Source organism: Corynebacterium axilliensis, from assembly GCF_046097495.1.
Taxonomy (GTDB): domain Bacteria; phylum Actinomycetota; class Actinomycetes; order Mycobacteriales; family Mycobacteriaceae; genus Corynebacterium.
On sequence record NZ_CP175768.1, the window covers coordinates 894,587 to 913,734 of the forward strand.

Below are 19,148 nucleotides of genomic sequence, written 5' to 3' on the forward strand. Positions count from 1 at the left end.
TAGCCGCCGCTAGCGCAGGGCTTCGGGCACGTAGGCGCAGGTAGAGTCTGACGCGAGTGGGTCGCCCGTCATGGCAAAAGCCGTGGACCGCGAGCCACCACACACCGAGGCAAACTCGCACACGGAGCACTTGCCGCTCCACGCGTTGGGGTCCCTAAGCTTCTTAAACACCGGCGAGTTAGCGTAGATATCCGGCAGCGGGTGATTCTTGACGTTGCCGCAGTGCAGCGGCAGGAAGCCGTTCGGGTAGACGTCCCCCACGTGGTCGATGAAGACGAAGCCGGATCCCGCGTTGATGGCCATGGGCGGGCGCGGGCGGCGCGTATGCGGGTCAGGTCCCAGGATGCGCTCGGTCTCCGCGGTCAGGTAGCGGTACAGTTCGCCGCCCTCGTACTTCTCTCCCCGCTGGGCCTGGAGGACGATGCGCCGATATTGTGGCCCCTCCGTGGTCTTAATGGCAATCCGCGTGGACACGCTGCGCAGCCACTGCATCGCGTCCTCGCGCTCCTGTGAGTTCAGCGCCTCTAAGCCCGTACCGCGGCCGGTGGGCACGAGGAAGAACACGCTCCAGAGCTTGGCACCCATCTCGATGACCCGCGCCAACAGCTGCGGGGCCTCGTGGACGTTGTTCTTCGTGATGGTGGAGTTGATTTGGAGGCGGAAGCCCACGTCGGTGACCACGCTGGCCATCTCAATCGTGCGCTCGAAGATACCGGAGAAGCCGCGGAAGTAGTCGTGGGTTGCAGCGCTCGCGCCGTCGAGAGACAGCGATAGCGCGGATCCGCCCGCCGCGCGCAAGCCCTCGAGGCGCTCGCGCGTCAAACGGGGCGTGACCGACGGCGAGAGCGACACGTTGAGCCCCAAGGACGTGCCGTAGGCGGTGAGCTCCTCCAGGTCGCCGCGCTCAAACGGGTCCCCACCCGTGAGCACGACGAGCGGGCGTGGCTTGTCGTAGCTGGCCAGGGAATCCAGCAGCGCCTTGCCTTCGGCGGTGGTGAGCTGGCCCGGTGCGGGGTCGTGCTGGGCATCGGCCCGGCAGTGCTGACACACCAGCTGGCAGGCGCGGGTGACCTCCCAGATGGCGATGAACGGTTTGGTTGTGATGTCGTGGCGCATCTGGCGCACCACAGGGCTGGCCTTCACAGTGAGGACCTTTCCACGCGAGAACAGTTTTATCCAACTTTAGTCGGGTATATTCCCGCGTGGGTAATCGCCTACTTCTTCTTGCCCTTGCTGAAGTCCAAGTTGTTCAGGTCGATGTTCTCCATGCCCTTCGGCATCTTGATATCGCCCATGCCCGGCATACCGCCCATCTGCTCCTGCATCTTCTGCAGCTCTTCCATCGACGGCATACCGCCGCCCATGCCCGGCATACCCGGCATACCGCCGCCACCGCCGCGGCGCTTCGGCGGCTTGCGCTTGCCATTCTTGCCCTTGCGGCCCTTCGGCTTCTTCTTCGTGGCCTTGCGGCCGCCGCCCATGCCCGGCATACCGAAGCGGCCGGCCATCTGAGACATCATCTTCTTTGCCTCGTTGAAGCGCTCGATGAGCTGGTTGACGTCGGAGACTGACACGCCAGAACCGTTGGCAATACGCTTGCGGCGGGAGGCATTGAGAATCTTCGGATCCTCGCGCTCCTGCGGGGTCATACCGCGGATGATGGCCTGGATGCGGTCCAGCTGCTTCTCATCCACCATGTCGGCGATCTCGTTCATCTTGGAGCCACCCGGCATCATCTTGAGCAGGTTGCCCATCGGTCCCAGGTTGCGGACCATGAGCATCATGTCCAAGAAGTCATTGAGCGTCATCTCGCCGGTGCCCATCTTCTTGGCGGCTTCCTCCGCCTTGGACTGGTCCAGCTTGGACTCCGCCTGCTCAATCAGGGAGAGCAGGTCACCCATGCCCAGGATGCGCGAGGCCATGCGCTCCGGGTGGAAGACGTCGAAGTCCTCGAGCTTCTCACCGGTGGAGGCGTACATGATGGGCTTGCCGGTGACCTCGCGGATGGACAGTGCGGCACCACCGCGGGCGTCGCCGTCCAGCTTGGTGAGCACCACGCCAGTGAAGTCGACGCCGTCGCGGAAGGCCTCGGCGGTCTGGACGGCGTCCTGGCCGATCATCGAGTCGATGACGAAGAGGACTTCGTCGGGGCTGACGGCATCGCGGATGTTGCGGGCCTGGGTCATGAGCGTCTCGTCGATGCCGAGGCGGCCGGCGGTATCGATAATGACGATGTCGTGCTGGGTGCGCTTGGCTTCCTCGATACCCTGCTGGGCCACCCCTACCGGGTCGCCGTGAGAGGTGCCCATCTCGTGCTCGTGGGAGTCCAGGGAGGTGCCCGGGTCCGGCGCGAAGACCTCCACGCCGGCGCGCTCGCCGACGATCTGCAGCTGCTGCACCGCACCCGGGCGCTGCAGGTCACAGGCCACCAGCATTGGGGTGTGTCCCTTGGAGGCAAGGTGCTTGGACAGCTTGCCGGCCAGGGTGGTCTTACCCGCACCCTGGAGGCCGGCGAGCATGATGACCGTCGGCGGGTTCTTGGCCAGGTTCAGGCGGCGGGTTTCGCCACCGAGGACCTCAATGAGCTCCTCGTTGACAATCTTGACCACCTGCTGGGCGGGGTTCAGGGCCTCGGACACCTCGGCGCCGGTGGCGCGCTCCTTGATGCGCTTGATAAAGCCGCGCACGACGTTGAGCGACACGTCTGCTTCGAGCAGCGCCAGGCGAATCTCACGCGCGGTGGCGTTGATGTCTGCCTCGGTCAGCTTGCCCTTGCCGCGCAGGCCTGACAGGGCTGATTGCAAGCGGTCAGACAAAGACTCAAACACGTCGGAGTGCTCCCTTAAACTATCGTGGATATTTTTTAACTCCCCCAGCTTAGCCGTTGACCAGTGCCTGGGTCACATTCCGCACCAGCGCCGCGCGGGAAATCTCTGCCGCCGGCAAGGCATGCAGCACCATTGTCGCGCCCGGCGTGGTGGTTGACAGCCACTCGCAGTCCGGCAGCGTGGCGAGCACGTGGGCCAAGGTTCCCGGGTAGTCGTCAATGCGCACCTCGAAGATGTTGCCGGTCCACATCGCCGTGGCTGGCCCCGGCACGAACGGCGGCAGCTGCGTGTACGTTTCGGACTTGTAGGACTGGACCAGCTGTTCTTCTACCGTTGTGGCGTCGATAAGCGCATGCAAAGCGCGCACATCAAACTCCGCGCTGTAGCCCTCCGCGGTGCGCACGAGGCGGGAGGAGATGATATTCCAGCCGAACGCCGCGATAAGCGCGAGCGGACGCGCCGCCTCCTGCTGGCTGCTGCCGCGCCACAGCACCGTAAAGGTGTCATCCTCCGGGTTGTGGCGCAGCCCGATGGGGCGGTCGACGGTCACGTGCGGGCGCGTGGGGCTCAGCTCCTGCAGCTGGGCAAGGGCGCGTTGACTGACCTCCTCAATGCCGCGCTCGAGGCGGCGGTTCCACACGCCCGGCCCGGTGGATTCCGCGTCGGCGCGGGCGAGGACGACGAGCAGTGCGAGGGTGAGATAGTCGTAGCGAACGGCCTCGAGAAGTTCGTCGCGCGCCGCATCCGACTGGGGGTCCATGCGGGAGACGATGCGCGCCAGCGTGGTGTGCTCCGCTACCACGGTCTGCACGCGGGAGCGGTCCGCTAAGTCGAGGCGCAGCCGGGCCGCGGCGCGAGCCACCATCTCTGCCCCGACCAGGCAGTGCGGGCGGTCCTGGCCCTTGCCGATGTCATGGTAGAGCGCCACCAACAGCAGCAGGTCCGGACGCGGCACCGACGTGCGTGCCTCCGCGCAGCGCGCCACAGTGAGGATGGAGTGGTAGTCCACGGTGTGCGCGTGGCTGCGCTCGCGCGGCAGCAGCCCCCGGATGTGGCCCCACTCGGGCACGAGCCGCTCCCACAGGCCGTGCGCATCCATGGCCTGGATCAGCCGCGGGGTGTGCACGGGCGAGGACAAAAGTCCGAAGAAGGCGTCGATTGCTGCCGCGGTCCAGCGCTCCGGCAGCTCCGGCAGCGCACGCAGCTGCTCCCATACCTCCACCGGCACCGTCCGGCCGGAGCGCGCGGAGGCGGCGGCCACGCGCAGGAGCAGCCACGGCTCGGAAAGGTCTGCGGTGCGCGCCAGGCGGATTTCTCCCCCGGCATCGACCACGCCGATGTCGAGCGGCTTGCGGTCCTTGGTGGGGCTGCGCTTGACGACGACCCCACGGGCCGTCGCCAGCGCCCTCTCCAGCGCGCGGTCAACGGTCGTGGCGGCGGCAACGACGGCGGAGGAGAGTTCGTAGCGGTCCGCAAACCCCAGCTCGCGGGCGATGTCGGCGGCGAACTCTGGGTCGAGGACATCGCGCGGGCGGCGGGTGGTGGTGTGGAGGAGCGTGCGGACGTCGAGAAGCAGGGTGCGCTCCGCGTCCAGAGCTGGGGCGTCGGCCAGATTGCCCAGGGCCAGGGCCCGGAGGAACTGAATGTCGCGCAAACCGCCGCGCCCGTTCTTGATGTCCGGGTGCGTCATCGTGGCCAGCGTGCCGGAGCGCCGCCAGCGAGCGATGGCCGTATCGACGAAGGCGTCGAAGTTGCGCTGCAGCAGGCGCCGCCACGTGGCGTAGACCTGCGCCCGGGTCGAGTCGACCAGCTGCTTATCCCCCGCCACAAAGGCGAGGTCAAGCTGCGCGAAGCCAGCAGCGGGGTCGGAGCCGGCGATCGCCGCGAACTCGCTGGGGGTGCGTACCGCGTGGTCGAGGTGGTACTTGGCCTCCCAAATGGGGTACCACACCTTCGCTGCCACCTCGGGTGTAAGTTCCGTCCCGTCCGGGTGCAGGAGAATCAGGTCGAGGTCGGAGTACGGCGTCATGTCGCGCCGCGCAAAGGACCCCGTGGCCACCAGGGCGCAGCCCGGCGGGACGCTCAGCGTCTGGGTGAGCCGCGTCGCCGCGTCGATGGCGCGGGCGCGCAGCTGTGCCGCGGAAGTCACGGGATGGGGCTACAGCGCGGCGTCGCCACGCTCGCCAGTGCGCACGCGAATAACGTCCTCGACCGGCGTGATCCAGATCTTGCCGTCGCCGATCTTTCCGGTGTAGGCGGCATCCACCACAGCGTTAACGATGTCATCGACCTGTTCGTCGGAGGTGACGATTTCCAGCTTGACCTTCGGCACGAAGTCGGTGGCGTATTCCGCGCCGCGGTAGACCTCACTGTGCCCGCGCTGCTGGCCAAAGCCCTGCGTCTCGGTGACGGTCAGGCCGTGGACGTTGTGCTGTTCCAGAGACTCGCGGATGTCCGGCAGCGTAAACGGCTTCACAATGGCAGTGATGAGTTTCATGTTCTACTCCTTAGCTCCAGCGACGTCGGCGCGCGGCTGGACGGTGGGTGCAGGATTAATCCTAGCGCCGCGGGGTAGGCGGCGACGCTAGTGACTAGACCTCGTCCTCGTCGGCCTCAATAGTCTGGGCCTGCTTCCGCATGCGCTTGGCGTACTTCACGTCCGTCACCGTCACGCCATAGATAGAGCGGCCCATGTAGAACGAGCCCACCGAGCCAATGATCCACACGCCAAAGCAGGCGATCAGTGCGCGAACCAGCGACCACAGCGAGAAGCCGTTTTCGGAAAAATCCACCACCAGCTTGGCCACCAGAAGAAGCGGCACGGCAATACCGACGGTGGGGCCGAGCAAGTTGACTCGGGTCAGGGCATCCGGCGCGCGCCACAACGCAACTGCCGTGGCCACCACCATGACGGTGGCCACAATGAGGAGCACGGTGGCAACGATTTCAGCAATAGTCATGGGGGTCTTACCTCCTGCCCTTCGAGATGATGCGGGCCATCGACAGCGTCGGCAGCACGCCCGCCGCAATGCCCGCCAGCATCACGATGTCATACAGAATCGACGCGTGATTGGTGGTGGCCCAGGTGATGTACATGCACAGCATGCCGTAGAAGACCATGTCACTCATCACCGTGCGGGTCAGCTCATCGCGAGAGCGCAGCGCCAGCACCAGCGACGCGCACACAGCCGCGCCCATGACGAACACGCAGACAAAGACCACCCACTGGAAGGCGCTCAGGGAGGAAAAGTCAATCATTTCTTAGCGTCCTTTCGGGCTTGGGTCTTTTTGCTCGGTACCGCGTGGCGCAGCGGCCACACGGAGTACTTCTCCACGTCGTTCGCCGCCAGCGGGGTGTCGTCCACCTTTGCGATGTCCGGTGCGCGCATGTGACGGCCCACGGTATCCAGCGGGTACTCGTAGAACGTTTCTGCCAGCTCCGTGGTGGGGCCCTGGCCCGGCACGCCATAGTCGGTGCCCTTCACGTGCGGAGCAAGGCGCTCTTCCATGTCCGCCAGGTCCGCCATGATGCTGGCCGGGTCATCACCCATGACCGCCTGGACCAGCACAATGCGCGGCAGGCCTTCTCGCACCGGCTCGCGCAGGCCCATGGACAAGGTGCCCGGGGTGGCGGTGATGGAGGAGGTAAACCAGAAGATCTCCCAGGCGCTGCTCACGCGCAACGGGTAGCGCAGGACGACGGGGTGGTAGTTGTTGCGCGGCTTGAAGGATTCCAGCGCCAGCGTGAAGCCGGCCACGAAGATTTCCTTGATGAGCCACAGCGCGTAGACAACAGCGTTAAGTGCAGTCTTCATTTAACGGCCCTCCTGAATGGAGTCGATATCGGGCAGGGCTACGGGGTCGTCGCCAAGCACTGCCTGGGTGTAGGCCTCGGTGTCGAGGAGGTCAGCGGCGGCGTGCTGGATGACGTCGATGATCGGCCCGGACAGGATGAACATGGTCAGCGAGCCCAAGATAAGCGCAGCGGACGGAGCCATGAGCTTCTTGCGGATGACCAGCTCCTTGGGCACCTTCTCCTTCGGCAGGTCCTTGCCCCAGAAGACGCGGCGCCACACGCGCAGCATGGCGAGGAAGGCAGCGAAGGACGCGATGATAATCACCGCGATGACCGCCCATGCCCATCCCCCGCCGGTGCGGGCGACCTCGGCCACAATGAGGACCTTGCCCCACATGCCGGAGAACGGCGGGAAACCGACGATGGAGAAAGCGCCGGCGGCAAAAATCCACGCGATGATGGGATCGCGCCGCGCCAAGCCCGAGAGCTTGTTGAGGCGGCCCGTGCCGTAGGTCTCCTCGATGGCACCGGAGGCCAGGATGAGCGAGCCCATCGTGATCATGTGGTGAATCATGTACAGGATGCCCGCGCCCAGCGCGCGCTGCGGATCGTGGGTGGTGAAGGCCATCATCACCAGCATGAAGGGCATACCGTTGAGCATCTGGTAGCCCAGCACGCGGCGCAGGGAGTTCTCCGCCAAGCCGCCGAAGGAGCCCACCAGCATGGAGATGATCATGACCACGATGATGAGGGTGCCCCAGCGCTCATCCATGCCGAAGAGGTGGACCCACAGGCGGTAGAGCATGTAGACGGCCACCTTGGTGTGCAGGCCGGAGAACAGGCCCATCACCGCCGCGGAGGTACCCGGGTAGGTGCGCGGCAGCCACGACTGCACCGGGAACACGCCGGCCTTAGCGCAGATGGCGATAACAATGATGGCGGAGGCCACCGTCACCGGACCGTTGCCGGCCGCAGCGCCTTCCAGCGCAGCGAGGTTGACCACGCCGGTCACCGAATAGATGTAGCCCACGCCGACCACGAGCAGCGTGGAGGCGAACAGGTTCACCAGCACGAAGGCGCGGCCGGCGGCCAGGCGGGACCACGTACCGGACATGGTGATAAGTCCGTAGGACGGCAGCAGCATAACCTCAATGAACACGAAGAAGTTAAAGAGGTCAGCGGTCAGCAGCGCACCACACACGCCGGTCACGAGGATGAGCGTGAGCGACGGGTAGTAGCGGGACTTGGTTTCGCCACCCACGATGGCGAACCAGTTGGCGCCGAAGGCCACAATCATCGTGGTGATGAGCATGAGCGCGGAGAACGTATCGGCGGCAAAGGCGATGCCGGCGTTGCCCACGTACATGCCCACGGTGTGGGCGACCACGCCGTTGTCCATGGTGTAGAGCAGCAGCGCGAACGCGGCGAAGATACCCGCGCCCGGCACGATGAGCATAATGGCGTCACGCACGCGGTGCCACGGCGCCAGCAGCGCCAGGGCCGCGGACACCAGCGGAACTGCCGGGAAAAGCGGAAGGAGGGCACTTACGGTGTCATACATTTACTTCTCCCCCTCGTGGTCAAGTTCCTTCAAGCGGTCCATCTTGTTGGCGGAGCGCTCCAGGATGTCGCGGTTCTGCGTATCGCGGCCCAGCGTGGAGAACGCGTGGTCAATAGTGTTATCGTCCACCGGCTCCACCACGTCCGTGTCGTCGTTGGCACCCATGGCGGCCATGGTCAGCAGAATCGTGGAGGTGGCCATGGAGATCACCACGGCGGTCAGCACGAAGGCCTGCGGCAGCGGGTCCGCCATCTGGTCCGCCGGGACCTGCGACGGGAAGGACTCGCCGCGGTAGGAGTACACGCCGGTGGCCAACAGCATGAGGTTGGCGCCGTGGCCGAAGGCCATCATGCCCAACACAATGTGGACCAGGCCGCGCTGCTGGATGAGGTAGACAGCGCTACCGATGAGCAGGGCAATAGTCAGTGCGAGAATCATGAGTTCTTCTCCCCTTCCGCCGGGGTGTAGTGCGGCGAGGCGGCGCGGTTGCGTGCCTCGGAATCACTAAGCAGTGCCTCCGGGTCGGAGGACGGGTTGATGGATTCGGGGTAAGGATCGTCGACGTCGTCAAGCACCACGCGTGGCGTGTTCGGCAACGCCGAATCGTCGTCGTGGACCCACGGCAGGAAGTCGCGCTCCGTGCCCGGGCGCAAGTAGCCGCCCAGGGCGTTGATAGCCATGGTGAGCATGCCCAGCACGGCCAGGTAAATGCCGAGGTCGAAGATGAGCGACGTGGTCCAGTGCTGGCCCAACGCGTGGCCGTGGATGGCGGTGAGGAAGCCGCCGGAGCTGTGCGACGTCGGAATGTAGCCGATGAAGCCCGCCGTCAGCGCGACGATGATGCCAACACCGGTGAGGTGAATCGGCGTCATGCGGCCGAAGACGATCTCGTCGGTACCGCGCGAGAGGTAGGTCAGGCCGATGGCCGCGCCCATAATCAGCGCCGCGGGGAAGCCGCCACCCGAGGCTTGGTGGCCGCGGTAGAAGACGATGACGGACATGATGACCAGAATCGGGATGGCAATAGAGATGCCCTTGCGCAGCGGCACCGAGTTGAGCTGCGACTGGCCAAACGGCGCCGGGCGGGTGCCCGAGGTGAACGGGAAGCGCGGCAGCGTCGAGGTGACCGCGGCGATAACCACGGCCGCCATGCCCAGCACGGAGAGCTCACCGAGCGTATCGAGCGCACGGAACTCCACGATGATGGTGGCCACCACGTTGTCGCCACCGGTAATGTCCGGGGCGTTATTGAGGTACCACAGGGCCAAATCGGAGCGCTCGTGGCGGCCCATCAGGGCCCACACGCCTAGGAAGGCGGCCAGTCCGGCAAGGACAGCGACCACGATGGAGCCGACCTTGCGGCGCTTGTCCTGGACCGGGTGGAACTTCTCCGGCAGGTAGCGCAGCACCATCATCATGACGATGACGGACAGGGCCTCCACGGTGAACTGGGTCAGGGCCACGTCGGGCGCACCCAACAGGAACATCTGCAGGGTCACGCCGGTACCGGCGGTGCCGATCATGACCGCACCGGTCAGGCGGTTCTGGGTGCGCACCAAGCCGAACATGGACAGCGCGATAATGCCCAGCGGAAGCAGGTCCCACGGGTTATCCAGGCCCTCCATGCGCGGGTTGAGGGCGACACCGTCGACGCCGTCGGACAGCACGGTGGCACCGGCCAGCAGGATGATGAGCACGATGATCGGCAGGATGAGCAGCGACGGGTTATGCGTATCCGACATCCGTCCGACAAAGCGGCCGAACTTGGTGGAGTAGTCCTGCACAGCCTTGAGCAGGTCGTTGCCGGTGCGCGGCAGCAGCTGGCGCTCCTCCATCGCGGTCCAGAACGGCTTGCGGAACAGCACGCCCACCACGCCGGCGACCAGCACGAGCACGGAGATAATCAGCGGGACCGTCACGCCGTGCCACAGCGCCAGGTGGGTATGGCCCTCCATGCCAACCGCTGCGACGACATCATCCAGCGGGCTGTCGAGCACGCCCATGAAGAAGACCAGCGGCACCGACATCGCGCCCGGCAAGGCAGCCGGCAGCCACAGGCGCACCGGCGCCTCGTGGGCCTTCGACATATCGCGCGGGCCGTCGAAGAAGGCGCCGAAGATGATCTTGGCCGAGTAGGTGAAGGTAAAGAATGCACCGATGCCGGCAACGGCCAAGAGAACGATCTGCCCAGCAGAGCCCAGCGGGGCCTCCTCGAAGGCGGTGAGCATCCCTTCCTTCGACACGAAGCCGAACAGCGGCGGCACCGCGGCCATCGACGCCGCGCCGATGAGCATGGAGCCGAACGTCCACGGCATCTTGTTCCACAGCACGCCCAGGCGGCGGATATCGCGCGAGCCTGCCTCGTGGTCGATGACGCCGATGAGCATGAAGATGGAGGACTTAAACAGCGCGTGTGCCAGGGTGTGCACCAGCGCCGCGGAGATGGCGAACGGGGTGCCCACGCCGATGGTGGCCACGATCCACCCCAGGTGGGACACCGTGGAGTAGGCCGTGAGCTTCTTCAGGTCCGTCTTCTGCACGGCAAAGACCGCAGACATCAGGGCGGTGCCCATGCCGACGACGATGAGCAGCCAGTTCCAGGCGGCGACGTCGTGGAAGATGGTGGAGAAGCGAATGAGCAGGTACACGCCGGCCTTCACCACAGCCGCCGCGTGCAGGAAGGCGGACACCGGGGTGGCGGCCGCCATGGCCTCGGGCAGCCAGAAGTGGAATGGGAACTGCGCCGCCTTAGTAAACGCGGAGGCCGCAATGAGCATGGCCACTCCGGTGGTCAGCCCCGGGCGCTCGGACCAGACGCCGGAGGCCAGGATGCCCTCCAGGCTGGTGGTGCCAGCCGCCGTGGCGGCGATGGCCAAGCCAGCAAGAAGCGTGAGGCCACCGATGAAGGTCAGGATCAGCGTGCGCTGGGAGCCGGCCTCACCGGCCTTACCGCTGCGCGCGATGAGCATGAACGACGCCAGGGACACCAGCTCCCAGGCCAGGAAGAGCACGACAATGTCATTCGCCAGTACCAGCAGCAGGATGGACAGCGTAAACGCCGTCATCAACACGTAGAAACTGACGTTGCCCTTTCCTTTGGGGAGATAGGCCGCGGAGTAGATGAAGACCACGGCGCCGATAACGAGGGCCAACATGGCGAAGAAGATACCTAGCGCATCGCCGCGGAAGGCGAGGTTGACGTCGACGCCGGGCGCGATAACATCGCGAACCCAGGTCACGGAGTAGGTAAGTTCTTCGCCGCGGGCCAGTGCAGGAAATTCCTTAGCCAGCAGTGCTGCGGCGACAATAAAAATGCCGGCTAGCGGGTAGCCGGCTGCGCGGTCGGCGGCCTTGACGGTCACCGGTGCTAGCGCCACTGCGACAGCTGCGAGGAGGACGACATACAAGAGTGTCACGAAAGAGTAGCCTCACGAACCGTTGTTTAGAGCTGAGAAAGTCAGCATCACCTAGACAGGACTGTCCCAGACTACCATTGTGACCTCCGGCGAAGCACATTATTAGCGGTTTAAAACCACCGCGCGGCGCGGCCCTCCAGCAGGAAGACACGCGCCGCGCAGGAGCAGAATGTAACTCTTTTACTTCTCCCCCAGCAGGGCGTCCACGAAGCCCTCAACCTCAAACGGCGCCAGGTCGTCAGCGCCCTCGCCCAAGCCCACAAGCTTGACCGGCACGCCCAGCTCTTCCTGGACCTGGAAGACGATTCCGCCCTTGGCGGTACCGTCCAGCTTGGTGAGCACCACGCCGGTGATGTCCACGACGTCGCGGAAAATACGCGCCTGGGTCAGGCCGTTCTGGCCCACCGTCGCGTCGAGGACCAGCAGAACCTCATCGACCTCAGTCTTCTTCTCCACCACGCGCTTAACCTTGCCCAGCTGGTCCATGAGATCCACCGAGGTGTGCAGGCGGCCGGCGGTATCAACGAGCACGACGTCCACACCCTGGTCCACGCCCGCTGCTACAGCGTCGAAGGCCACGGAAGCCGGATCGGCGCCTTCCTTACCGCGCACGGTGGACGCACCCACGCGGCGCCCCCAGGTCTCCAACTGGTCGGCTGCGGCAGCACGGAAGGTATCCGCAGCACCCAGCAGCACGTTGTGGCCCATGGAGACAAGCACGCGGGCCAGCTTGCCGGTGGTGGTGGTCTTGCCGGTGCCGTTCACGCCGACGACCATGATGACGGCCGGCTTGCCGTCATTCGGCATGGCCTTGATGGAGCGGTCCATCTCTGGGTGGCCGACCTCGATGAGGGCCTCACGCAGCATGGCGCGGGCTTCCTCCTCGGAGCTCACACCGCGCTCCGCAATCTTTTCGCGCAGCGAGTCGGTGACTTTCATCGTGGACTTGGTGCCCAGATCCGCCATGATGAGGGTGTCCTCGATGTCCTCCCAGGCGTCATCATCCAGGTCGCCGGCGGACAGGATGCCCATAAGGCCCTGGCCGATGGCGTTCTGGGAGCGCGACAGGCGTCCGCGCAGCTTGCCCAAGCGCCCGGAGGCGGGGGCGATGTCATCCTGCGGCTGGGCCGGGGCCTCAACGACCTCAGCGTCGTCGGAGACCTCCAGCTCTTCCGGCTCTGCTTCGAGTGCCGCGCTTGCCGACGCCGTCTGCTCCCCCGCCGCCGCAGCAGCTTCCTCGGCAGCAGCGTCTTCCTCGGCAACGACGTCTTCCTCAACGCCGGCGTCTGCGCCAGTTTCCGCCTGATCGTCAGCAGAGCTGTTTTCTGGCTCGACGGCGCTCTCGCTCACCGCCGGCTCGATAGCCTCAGTGGCCTCAGTGGCCTCGGTGGTTTCGGTGGCAGGCTCAGTGGCAGGTTCAGCCTCGACCTCCTTCGGAGCGTCGGCTACCTCTGCGTCCCGCACGTCCTCTTCGCGCTCCTCCATGTCGGCGGCGACAGCCCCCGGCACGGCGGCGCCGGCCGCAGCAGCGGACGCAGCGCCTGCAGCCACGGCACCGGCGGCCGACTCAGAACCTTCATCGTTCTTGGTCTCCTGAGCCTCCTGAGGAGCCTCTGCCTCCTTAGCCTTCTCTGGAGCCTTCACCGGCTCGGCAGGCTCCGGCTTTTCCGACTGCGCGGGCTTTTCCGGCTTCGCTGGCTTTTCGTTCTTCTCAGTCTTCTGAGTGCCGTTCAACTGCGCGTTGGCGAGCTCAGTGGCATCGCGCTTATCCCCGTTCTTGTCCGGCTGCGCCTGAGCCGCCTGGGTGGGCTGAGCCTTAGCCGGCTGCTTCTCGGCGCTACCGCCAGCGGGGGCAAAGTTAAAACCGGACTTCGCCTGGTAGTTGCCTGACTTCTGCTGCTGGGTGAGCTCCTTCGGCTCCTCGACGGGCTTGTCAAAGGACACCTTCTTCGACTCGCCGCGCTTCTTGCCCAGCACAACGAGCACGATCGCCAGCAGGATCAGGACGATGACTGCAATCGCAATCCACAGATAAGTAGTAGTCATGCCCTCCATAGTGCCAGGCTTGTCCCCGCCCGGCACCACAAGCCGTCAGACGTCCGCACGAGCGGGCCCCAGACGGGCCCGACACGAGTGCCCGTTAGCACCCGCTAGCGCGGGGCGTCGACGCCCAGGCGCGTGGCGTCCGCAGCCGCCTGGGCGGTACCGGGGGCCTCGCCCGCGCGGCTCATGCGCTGGGAAATCACGCGCGTCACGCCATCGCCGCGCATGGTCACGCCGTAGAGCACGTTGGCCACATCCATCGTCGGCTTCTGGTGCGTGATGACGATGAGCTGCGAATCCTTCCGCAGCTCCTCAAAGAGGGCGATAAGGCGGCGCAGGTTGACGTCGTCAAGCGCGGCCTCGACCTCATCCATGACGTAGAACGGTGAGGGTCGCGCGCGGAAGATAGCCACGAGCATCGCCAGGGCGGTCAGGGACTTCTCGCCACCCGAAAGCAAGGACAGGCGCTTGACCTTCTTGCCCGGTGGGCGGGCCTCCACCTCGATGCCGGTAGCCAACATGTCGTCGGGTTCAGTAAGGACCAGGCGGCCCTCGCCGCCCGGGAACAGGGTCTGGAAGACCTTGGGAAACTCCTGCTCCACGTCGTGCCAGGCATCCGTAAACAGCTGCAGAATCTGAGCGTCGACGTCCTCAATAACCCCCGTGAGATCCGTCCGCGCCTGGATGACATCATCCAGCTGGGTAGACAGGAAGGAGTAGCGCTCCTCCAGGGCCTTGTACTCCTCCAGCGCCAGCGGGTTGACCTTGCCCAAGGAGTTGAGATCCTTCTCCGCCTGCTTAAGCCGGGCGGTCTCCGCCGAGCGGTCGAAGTCCTCACCCGGGGTGTAATCACGCAGCAAGTCGGCGATGGCCACGCCGAGCTGTTCGACGATCTTGGCCTCCGCCTCATACACGCGCACCTGGGCCTGGCTCCGCGCGATCTCGGAGCTGTGGGCGGAGTCAGTCAAACGATCGAGTTGCTGGCGGGTGGCGGAGACCGCCTGCTTGGCGGACTGCGCGCGGGACTGAAGCACCCCGCGCTGCGTCACCAGCTCATCGCGCTCCTCCGCCGCGCGGTCGAGCGCATGCGCGGTGCGGGCAGCGAGATCTTGGGCGTGCTTATCCACGGCCCCTGCCAAACGGGCCTGCGCTTGGCGCCGCGCCATCGCCTGATCATGGCGGGCCTTGGCCTGGCGCTCGTGCTGTGCCTGCCGGCGCAACGCGTCGCCCCGGCCGGCGGCCTGTCCCACCTTGTCCTGGGCGCTGCGCGCTGCCAGCTGGGCCTCGACCTCCATGGCCTTGACCTGCTCGAGGGCGCGGGAGGCCTCGTCGCGCTCGACGGACGACGGCTCGTCGGCCTGCTCGTCCGCGTCCACCCGGGAAAGACGGTCGCGGGCTTCTGAAAGCTCCTCCCGCAGCCGTGCTAGCTGGACCTCGATATCGGTCGCGCGAGCCGCGGCCTTCTCATGCTCGGCCTTGTTGGCCTCGTATTGCTTGAGCAGGCGCTGGTGGTCGCGCTTCCACGCGTCCACCTCGTGGTCGTGTTCGCGCAGCGCGGCCTTGGCACCTGCCGCGCCCACGCGTGCATCGTCGGCGGCGATCTTCGCGCCCTCGACAGTGCCGGAGAGCTCCTCCAGCTCCTGCGTCGCGGTCTCGAGCTGCTGCTCTGCCTGCGCGATTTGGCCGCTCACCTCGACGGTGGAGGCGGCCCCGGTGCCGGCTTCGACCCAGCCCTCGCCCACTAGCAGGCCCGCCGGCGTCACAGCGCGCAGGCGCGGATCCCCGGCAACGAGCTCGCGGGCGGCGGCGAAATCTTCCACCAGGACGACGTCGGACAGCAGGCGCGTTACCGCCGCGGAGACCTCGGGAACCAGCACCATATGGTCCAGCAGCCAGGCTGCCCCCGCCGGCAGGTCGGCGTCCAAGCGCCACGCCGCCGCCGGGGAATCGGGCTCCTCCGGTGACCCCTCGGCCCCAGCGGCGATGTCAATGAGCGGGGTGCGGCTGGCCTCGCTGAGGGAGGCGACGATGTCACTGGTGACCTCACCGGCTTGGGCCTCCGCGAAAGCGCCCAAGGCCGCAGCCACGGCCGAGTCGTAGCTGGTGGAAATGAAGTTGGCCAGCGGCGCAAAGCCCTCGCCCAAGTCGAGCGCCTCCGGGGCGGTCTGGCCCAGGGTATCGATGCGCGCGCGGAGTGTGTACACCGCGCGCTCGCGCTCCCGCTGGGCATCCCGTAGCTGGTCCAGGCGCTTGTCCGCCGCATCCGATTCGCTGGCGGCGCGCACGTGGGCCTCTTCCAGCGGCTCACGCTCGGCTGCGAGCGCGGCCAGCTTGTCAGCGACCTCATCCGCCTCCGCCTGCGCGGCACGCGTGCGGGACTTGGTGCCGGCCAGGGTTTCCTCCTGGCGCGCAAGCTCGGCCTCCGCGGACGAGACCTGGCCGGAAAGGTTCTCCTCCGCAGCAATAAGACGGACCACGCCCTCGCGGCGGTCCGCGATAGCGCGCAGCTGCGCCATGTGTTCCTTGTCGGCGGCCTCGAAGGTTGCCCGGCGCTCTGCCACTTCCTCCCGAATCGATTCGAGGCGCTCCGCGGCTTCCTCGGCGGCGGCAAGAAGTTCCGCATGCTCGTCGTCGGCATGCCGGGCCCGCGCCTCCAACTCATCCGGATCCTGCCCGGCATACGCCACCTGCGCGCCGACGTTGCTGGCGCGCTCTGCGGCGATGCGCTGGGTCGCGGAAATACGCTCCGACAAGGTGGACAAGTCGAACCACAGCTTTTGGGCGGCCTCCGCCCGCGGCGTGACCTCCCCTAGCTCAGCCTCCACCTCGAGTTGCTGGGCCGTGGCCTCTTCCAGCTGGGCGGTAACCTCTTCGACCTGCTCTGCCAAAAGCTCGGCGCGGCGCTCGGCATCATCGAACGTGGCGCGCAACCGCACCACGCGGTCACCGGCCAAGCGCAGGCGCGCATCCCGCAGATCCGCCTGCACGGTAGCGGCGCGCTTGGCGGCTTCGGCCTGCCGCGCCAAGGGTTTGAGCTGCTTGCCCAGCTCATCCGTTAAGTCCTGGAGGCGGTCCAGGTTAGCCTGCATGCCGGTGAGCTTGCGCTGCGCCTTCTCCTTGCGGCGGCGGTGCTTGAGCACGCCGGCGGCTTCTTCGATGTAGGCGCGGCGGTCCTCCGGGCGGGATTCCAGGATTTCCGCGAGCTTTCCCTGGCCCACGATGATGTGCATCTCTCGGCCGATACCGGAATCTGAGAGCAGCTCCTGGATGTCCATGAGGCGGGCCTTGGAGCCGTTGATTTCGTATTCGCTCGCCCCGTCCCGGAACATGCGCCGGGTGACGGAGACCTCCGAATAATCGATGGGCAGCGCGCCATCGGCGTTGTCAATGGTGAGCGTGACTTCGGCGCGGCCCAGGGCCTTGCGCTCGCCGGCTCCGGCGAAGATGACGTCCTGCATCTTGCCGCCGCGCAGGGTCTTCGCGCTGCCCTCGCCCATCACCCAGGCCAGGGCATCAACCACGTTGGACTTACCCGAACCATTCGGCCCCACGACGGCGCAGATGCCCGGCTCGAACTTCAGGTTCGTCGCAGACGCAAAGGACTTGAATCCTTTGAGCGTGAGCGATTTGAGGTGCATTTGACCTAGTTTAGCGTCAACGCCTAGCGCTCAATGAAGCCGGACTCGCCGCGCGGGTCCGCCCACTGCTCCACCACTGCGTTCACCACGCCAGGGCGGCGCGTGGTGGATGGCTCCTCCCGCAGCAGTTCGAGAAGACGCTCGCAGTCGGCGCGCGGGCCCTCGGCGACAACCTGGACGCGGCCGTCCCGCAGGTTTGTCGCGTGCCCGGCCAGGCCGAGCTCTAGGGCGCGCGAGCGCGTCCACCAGCGGAAGCCCACGCCTTGGACGGTGCCGTGGACGAAGGCGGTAAGTCGCTGTGCGGTGTCAGCCATTTAGTACTCCCTCAAGTTGGTGTGGTCTCCCAGATCGTGCTGGTGCTGCAGCTGGCGGCGGTCTTCCGCACTGCGGCGAGTCACCGGATCGGAGCCGTCCCAGCACTCCACGTTCTTCAGCTCCGGCAGCATGTCGCGGTGGAACACCGGGTCCACGCCTTTGCGGCGCTGCTCGTTGTAGTTCTTGAGCAGCTTGATGGCCACGCCGGACAGCGGCACGATGGCCAGAATGTTGAGCAGCACCATGACGGCCGCGCCGGTATCGGCCAAGTCGAAGATGGTGCCCAGCGGGGCCACCGCGCCGTAGAAGACGAAGGCCAGCACGATGATGCGGAAGGCCCACAGCACCCACTTCTTGTCGGAGAGGTACTCCACGTTGGACTCCGCAAGGTAGTAGTTACCCAGAATCGAGGAGAACGCCAGGAAGAAGAGGATGAAGGTGACGAAGTGGATGCCCCAGTCGCCGACGGTGCCGGACAGGGCGTTCTGGGTCAGGGTGACGCCCTCGATGGAGTCCGAGCCGAAGGTCTCGAAGTCCGTGCCCAGCAGGATGATGAAGGCGGTAATGGAGCACACCACCAGGGTGTCGAAGTAGACGCCCAGGGTCTGCACCAGGCCCTGCTTGACCGGGTGGGACACGGTGGCCGTCGCCGCCGCGTTCGGCGCGGAACCCTCGCCGGCCTCGTTGGAGAACAGGCCGCGCTGGATGCCCTTGAGCATGGCCAGGCCCAAGGTCGCGCCGGCCGCCTCGCGGAAGCCGAAGGCAGAGCCGACGATGGCGACGATCATGTCCGGCACCTTGTCAAAGTTCAGGGCCACGACGATAAGGCCCACCACGAGGTAGGCCAGCGCCATGAACGGCACGATGAACTGCGTCATGGACGCAATGCGCTGCACGCCGCCGACGATGATGAGGCCGGAGACGATGACGATGGCAATGCCCACGCCGGCCTTAAACGCGGTGGAGTCCTGGCCAAAGGAGGTTGCCAGGGAGTCGGAGATGGCGTTGGTCTGGAAGGCGTTGTAGAACCAGCCGAAGGTAATCGCGATGGCCACGGAGAAGATGCTGGCCAGCGGGGTCCACCCCAGGCCGCGGGACATGTAGTAGGCGGGGCCGCCGCGGTAGGCGTCTCCCTCGCGCACCTTCCACAGCTGCGCCAAGGTGGACTCCACGAAAGCGGTGGCGCCGCCCAGGATGGCGATGATCCACATCCAGAACACCGCGCCCGGACCACCCACGGAGATGGCCACCGCCACGCCGGCGACGTTGCCGGTGCCCACGCGCGAGGCCGCGGAGATGGTGAAGGCCTTGAAGGCGGAGATACCGCCGTAGTCGGCGTCCTCGTCGGCACCGACGCCCTTGGGCTTTTCGACGACCGCCTTGAACATGTCCGGCACCATGCGCACCTGCACCAGGGCGGTGCGGATGCCGAAGAACAGGCCTGCAGCGATGAGCAGCCACGGCAGCACGTAGGACCACAGGCTGTTGTTTATGGCACCAATCACGGTGCTAAAGATTTCTTGCATGCATAACACCCTATCGGCCCAGTCT

The 19,148-nt window shown here is 66.0% G+C and carries 14 protein-coding genes; all 14 read right to left on the reverse strand.

The window, feature by feature from the left end; translation table 11 throughout:
• Positions 1 to 9 precede the first annotated feature (9 nt).
• A complete protein-coding gene (locus ACKFR8_RS04350; protein ID WP_408930985.1) occupies positions 10 to 1,116 on the reverse strand; it encodes a TIGR04053 family radical SAM/SPASM domain-containing protein in 1,107 nt (368 codons plus the stop codon).
• Positions 1,117 to 1,214: 98 nt separating this feature from the next.
• Positions 1,215 to 2,828: a signal recognition particle protein gene (ffh, locus tag ACKFR8_RS04355; protein WP_408930669.1), complete on the reverse strand. Its 1,614-nt coding sequence runs from the start codon at positions 2,826 to 2,828 to the stop codon at positions 1,215 to 1,217.
• 49 nt (positions 2,829 to 2,877) lie between these two features.
• Complete coding sequence (locus ACKFR8_RS04360) at positions 2,878 to 4,977, reverse strand: [protein-PII] uridylyltransferase (RefSeq protein ID WP_408930670.1); 2,100 nt, start codon at positions 4,975 to 4,977, stop codon at positions 2,878 to 2,880.
• Between the two features lie 9 nt (positions 4,978 to 4,986).
• Positions 4,987 to 5,325, reverse strand: a complete 339-nt coding sequence (locus ACKFR8_RS04365) for a P-II family nitrogen regulator (RefSeq protein WP_306506748.1) — start codon at positions 5,323 to 5,325, stop codon at positions 4,987 to 4,989.
• Between the two features lie 94 nt (positions 5,326 to 5,419).
• The gene (locus tag ACKFR8_RS04370; RefSeq protein ID WP_306506747.1) at positions 5,420 to 5,788 is read right to left on the reverse strand and encodes a Na+/H+ antiporter subunit G; all 369 of its coding nucleotides are present in this window, start codon (positions 5,786 to 5,788) and stop codon (positions 5,420 to 5,422) included.
• A 7-nt stretch (positions 5,789 to 5,795) separates the two neighbouring features.
• Positions 5,796 to 6,086 carry a cation:proton antiporter gene (locus ACKFR8_RS04375; protein ID WP_306506746.1) on the reverse strand — a complete coding sequence of 97 codons (291 nt, stop codon included), beginning with the start codon at positions 6,084 to 6,086 and terminating at the stop codon, positions 5,796 to 5,798.
• Entirely contained in the window at positions 6,083 to 6,643 is a 561-nt protein-coding gene (locus tag ACKFR8_RS04380; protein ID WP_408930671.1) for a monovalent cation/H+ antiporter subunit E, read from the reverse strand. The genes ACKFR8_RS04375 and ACKFR8_RS04380 overlap by 4 nt, the downstream gene beginning before the upstream one ends.
• On the reverse strand, positions 6,644 to 8,185 hold the full coding sequence (locus ACKFR8_RS04385; RefSeq protein WP_408930672.1) for a monovalent cation/H+ antiporter subunit D family protein: 1,542 nt from the start codon (positions 8,183 to 8,185) through the stop codon (positions 6,644 to 6,646).
• Complete coding sequence (locus tag ACKFR8_RS04390; protein ID WP_296131384.1) at positions 8,186 to 8,623, reverse strand: sodium:proton antiporter; 438 nt, start codon at positions 8,621 to 8,623, stop codon at positions 8,186 to 8,188. It lies immediately after the preceding gene.
• The gene (locus tag ACKFR8_RS04395) at positions 8,620 to 11,601 is read right to left on the reverse strand and encodes a DUF4040 family protein (protein WP_408930673.1); all 2,982 of its coding nucleotides are present in this window, start codon (positions 11,599 to 11,601) and stop codon (positions 8,620 to 8,622) included. The genes ACKFR8_RS04390 and ACKFR8_RS04395 overlap by 4 nt, the downstream gene beginning before the upstream one ends.
• Before the next feature lie 180 nt (positions 11,602 to 11,781).
• A complete protein-coding gene (ftsY, locus tag ACKFR8_RS04400) occupies positions 11,782 to 13,647 on the reverse strand; it encodes a signal recognition particle-docking protein FtsY (RefSeq protein ID WP_408930674.1) in 1,866 nt (621 codons plus the stop codon).
• 104 nt (positions 13,648 to 13,751) lie between these two features.
• Positions 13,752 to 17,282 (reverse strand): chromosome segregation protein SMC, encoded by a 3,531-nt coding sequence (gene smc, locus ACKFR8_RS04405; RefSeq protein ID WP_408930675.1) that lies wholly within the window; start codon positions 17,280 to 17,282, stop codon positions 13,752 to 13,754.
• A gap of 23 nt (positions 17,283 to 17,305) precedes the next feature.
• On the reverse strand, positions 17,306 to 17,596 hold the full coding sequence (locus tag ACKFR8_RS04410) for an acylphosphatase (protein WP_408930676.1): 291 nt from the start codon (positions 17,594 to 17,596) through the stop codon (positions 17,306 to 17,308).
• Positions 17,597 to 19,123, reverse strand: a complete 1,527-nt coding sequence (locus ACKFR8_RS04415) for an alanine/glycine:cation symporter family protein (protein ID WP_408930677.1) — start codon at positions 19,121 to 19,123, stop codon at positions 17,597 to 17,599.
• Positions 19,124 to 19,148: the final 25 nt, after the last annotated feature.

What these genes read in the sequence shown, in the direction of transcription:
- ACKFR8_RS04365 (WP_306506748.1), bottom strand. Translation starts at nt 5,325, where the DNA reads ATGAAACTCATCACTGCCATTGTGAAGCCGTTTACGCTGCCGGACATC.
- ftsY (WP_408930674.1), bottom strand. Translation starts at nt 13,647, where the DNA reads ATGACTACTACTTATCTGTGGATTGCGATTGCAGTCATCGTCCTGATC.
- ACKFR8_RS04410 (WP_408930676.1), bottom strand. Translation starts at nt 17,596, where the DNA reads ATGGCTGACACCGCACAGCGACTTACCGCCTTCGTCCACGGCACCGTC.
- ACKFR8_RS04370 (WP_306506747.1), bottom strand. Translation starts at nt 5,788, where the DNA reads ATGACTATTGCTGAAATCGTTGCCACCGTGCTCCTCATTGTGGCCACC.
- ACKFR8_RS04415 (WP_408930677.1), bottom strand. Translation starts at nt 19,123, where the DNA reads ATGCAAGAAATCTTTAGCACCGTGATTGGTGCCATAAACAACAGCCTG.
- ACKFR8_RS04375 (WP_306506746.1), bottom strand. Translation starts at nt 6,086, where the DNA reads ATGATTGACTTTTCCTCCCTGAGCGCCTTCCAGTGGGTGGTCTTTGTC.
- ACKFR8_RS04390 (WP_296131384.1), bottom strand. Translation starts at nt 8,623, where the DNA reads ATGATTCTCGCACTGACTATTGCCCTGCTCATCGGTAGCGCTGTCTAC.
- ACKFR8_RS04350 (WP_408930985.1), bottom strand. Translation starts at nt 1,116, where the DNA reads ATGCGCCACGACATCACAACCAAACCGTTCATCGCCATCTGGGAGGTC.
- ACKFR8_RS04385 (WP_408930672.1), bottom strand. Translation starts at nt 8,185, where the DNA reads ATGTATGACACCGTAAGTGCCCTCCTTCCGCTTTTCCCGGCAGTTCCG.
- smc (WP_408930675.1), bottom strand. Translation starts at nt 17,282, where the DNA reads ATGCACCTCAAATCGCTCACGCTCAAAGGATTCAAGTCCTTTGCGTCT.
- ACKFR8_RS04380 (WP_408930671.1), bottom strand. Translation starts at nt 6,643, where the DNA reads ATGAAGACTGCACTTAACGCTGTTGTCTACGCGCTGTGGCTCATCAAG.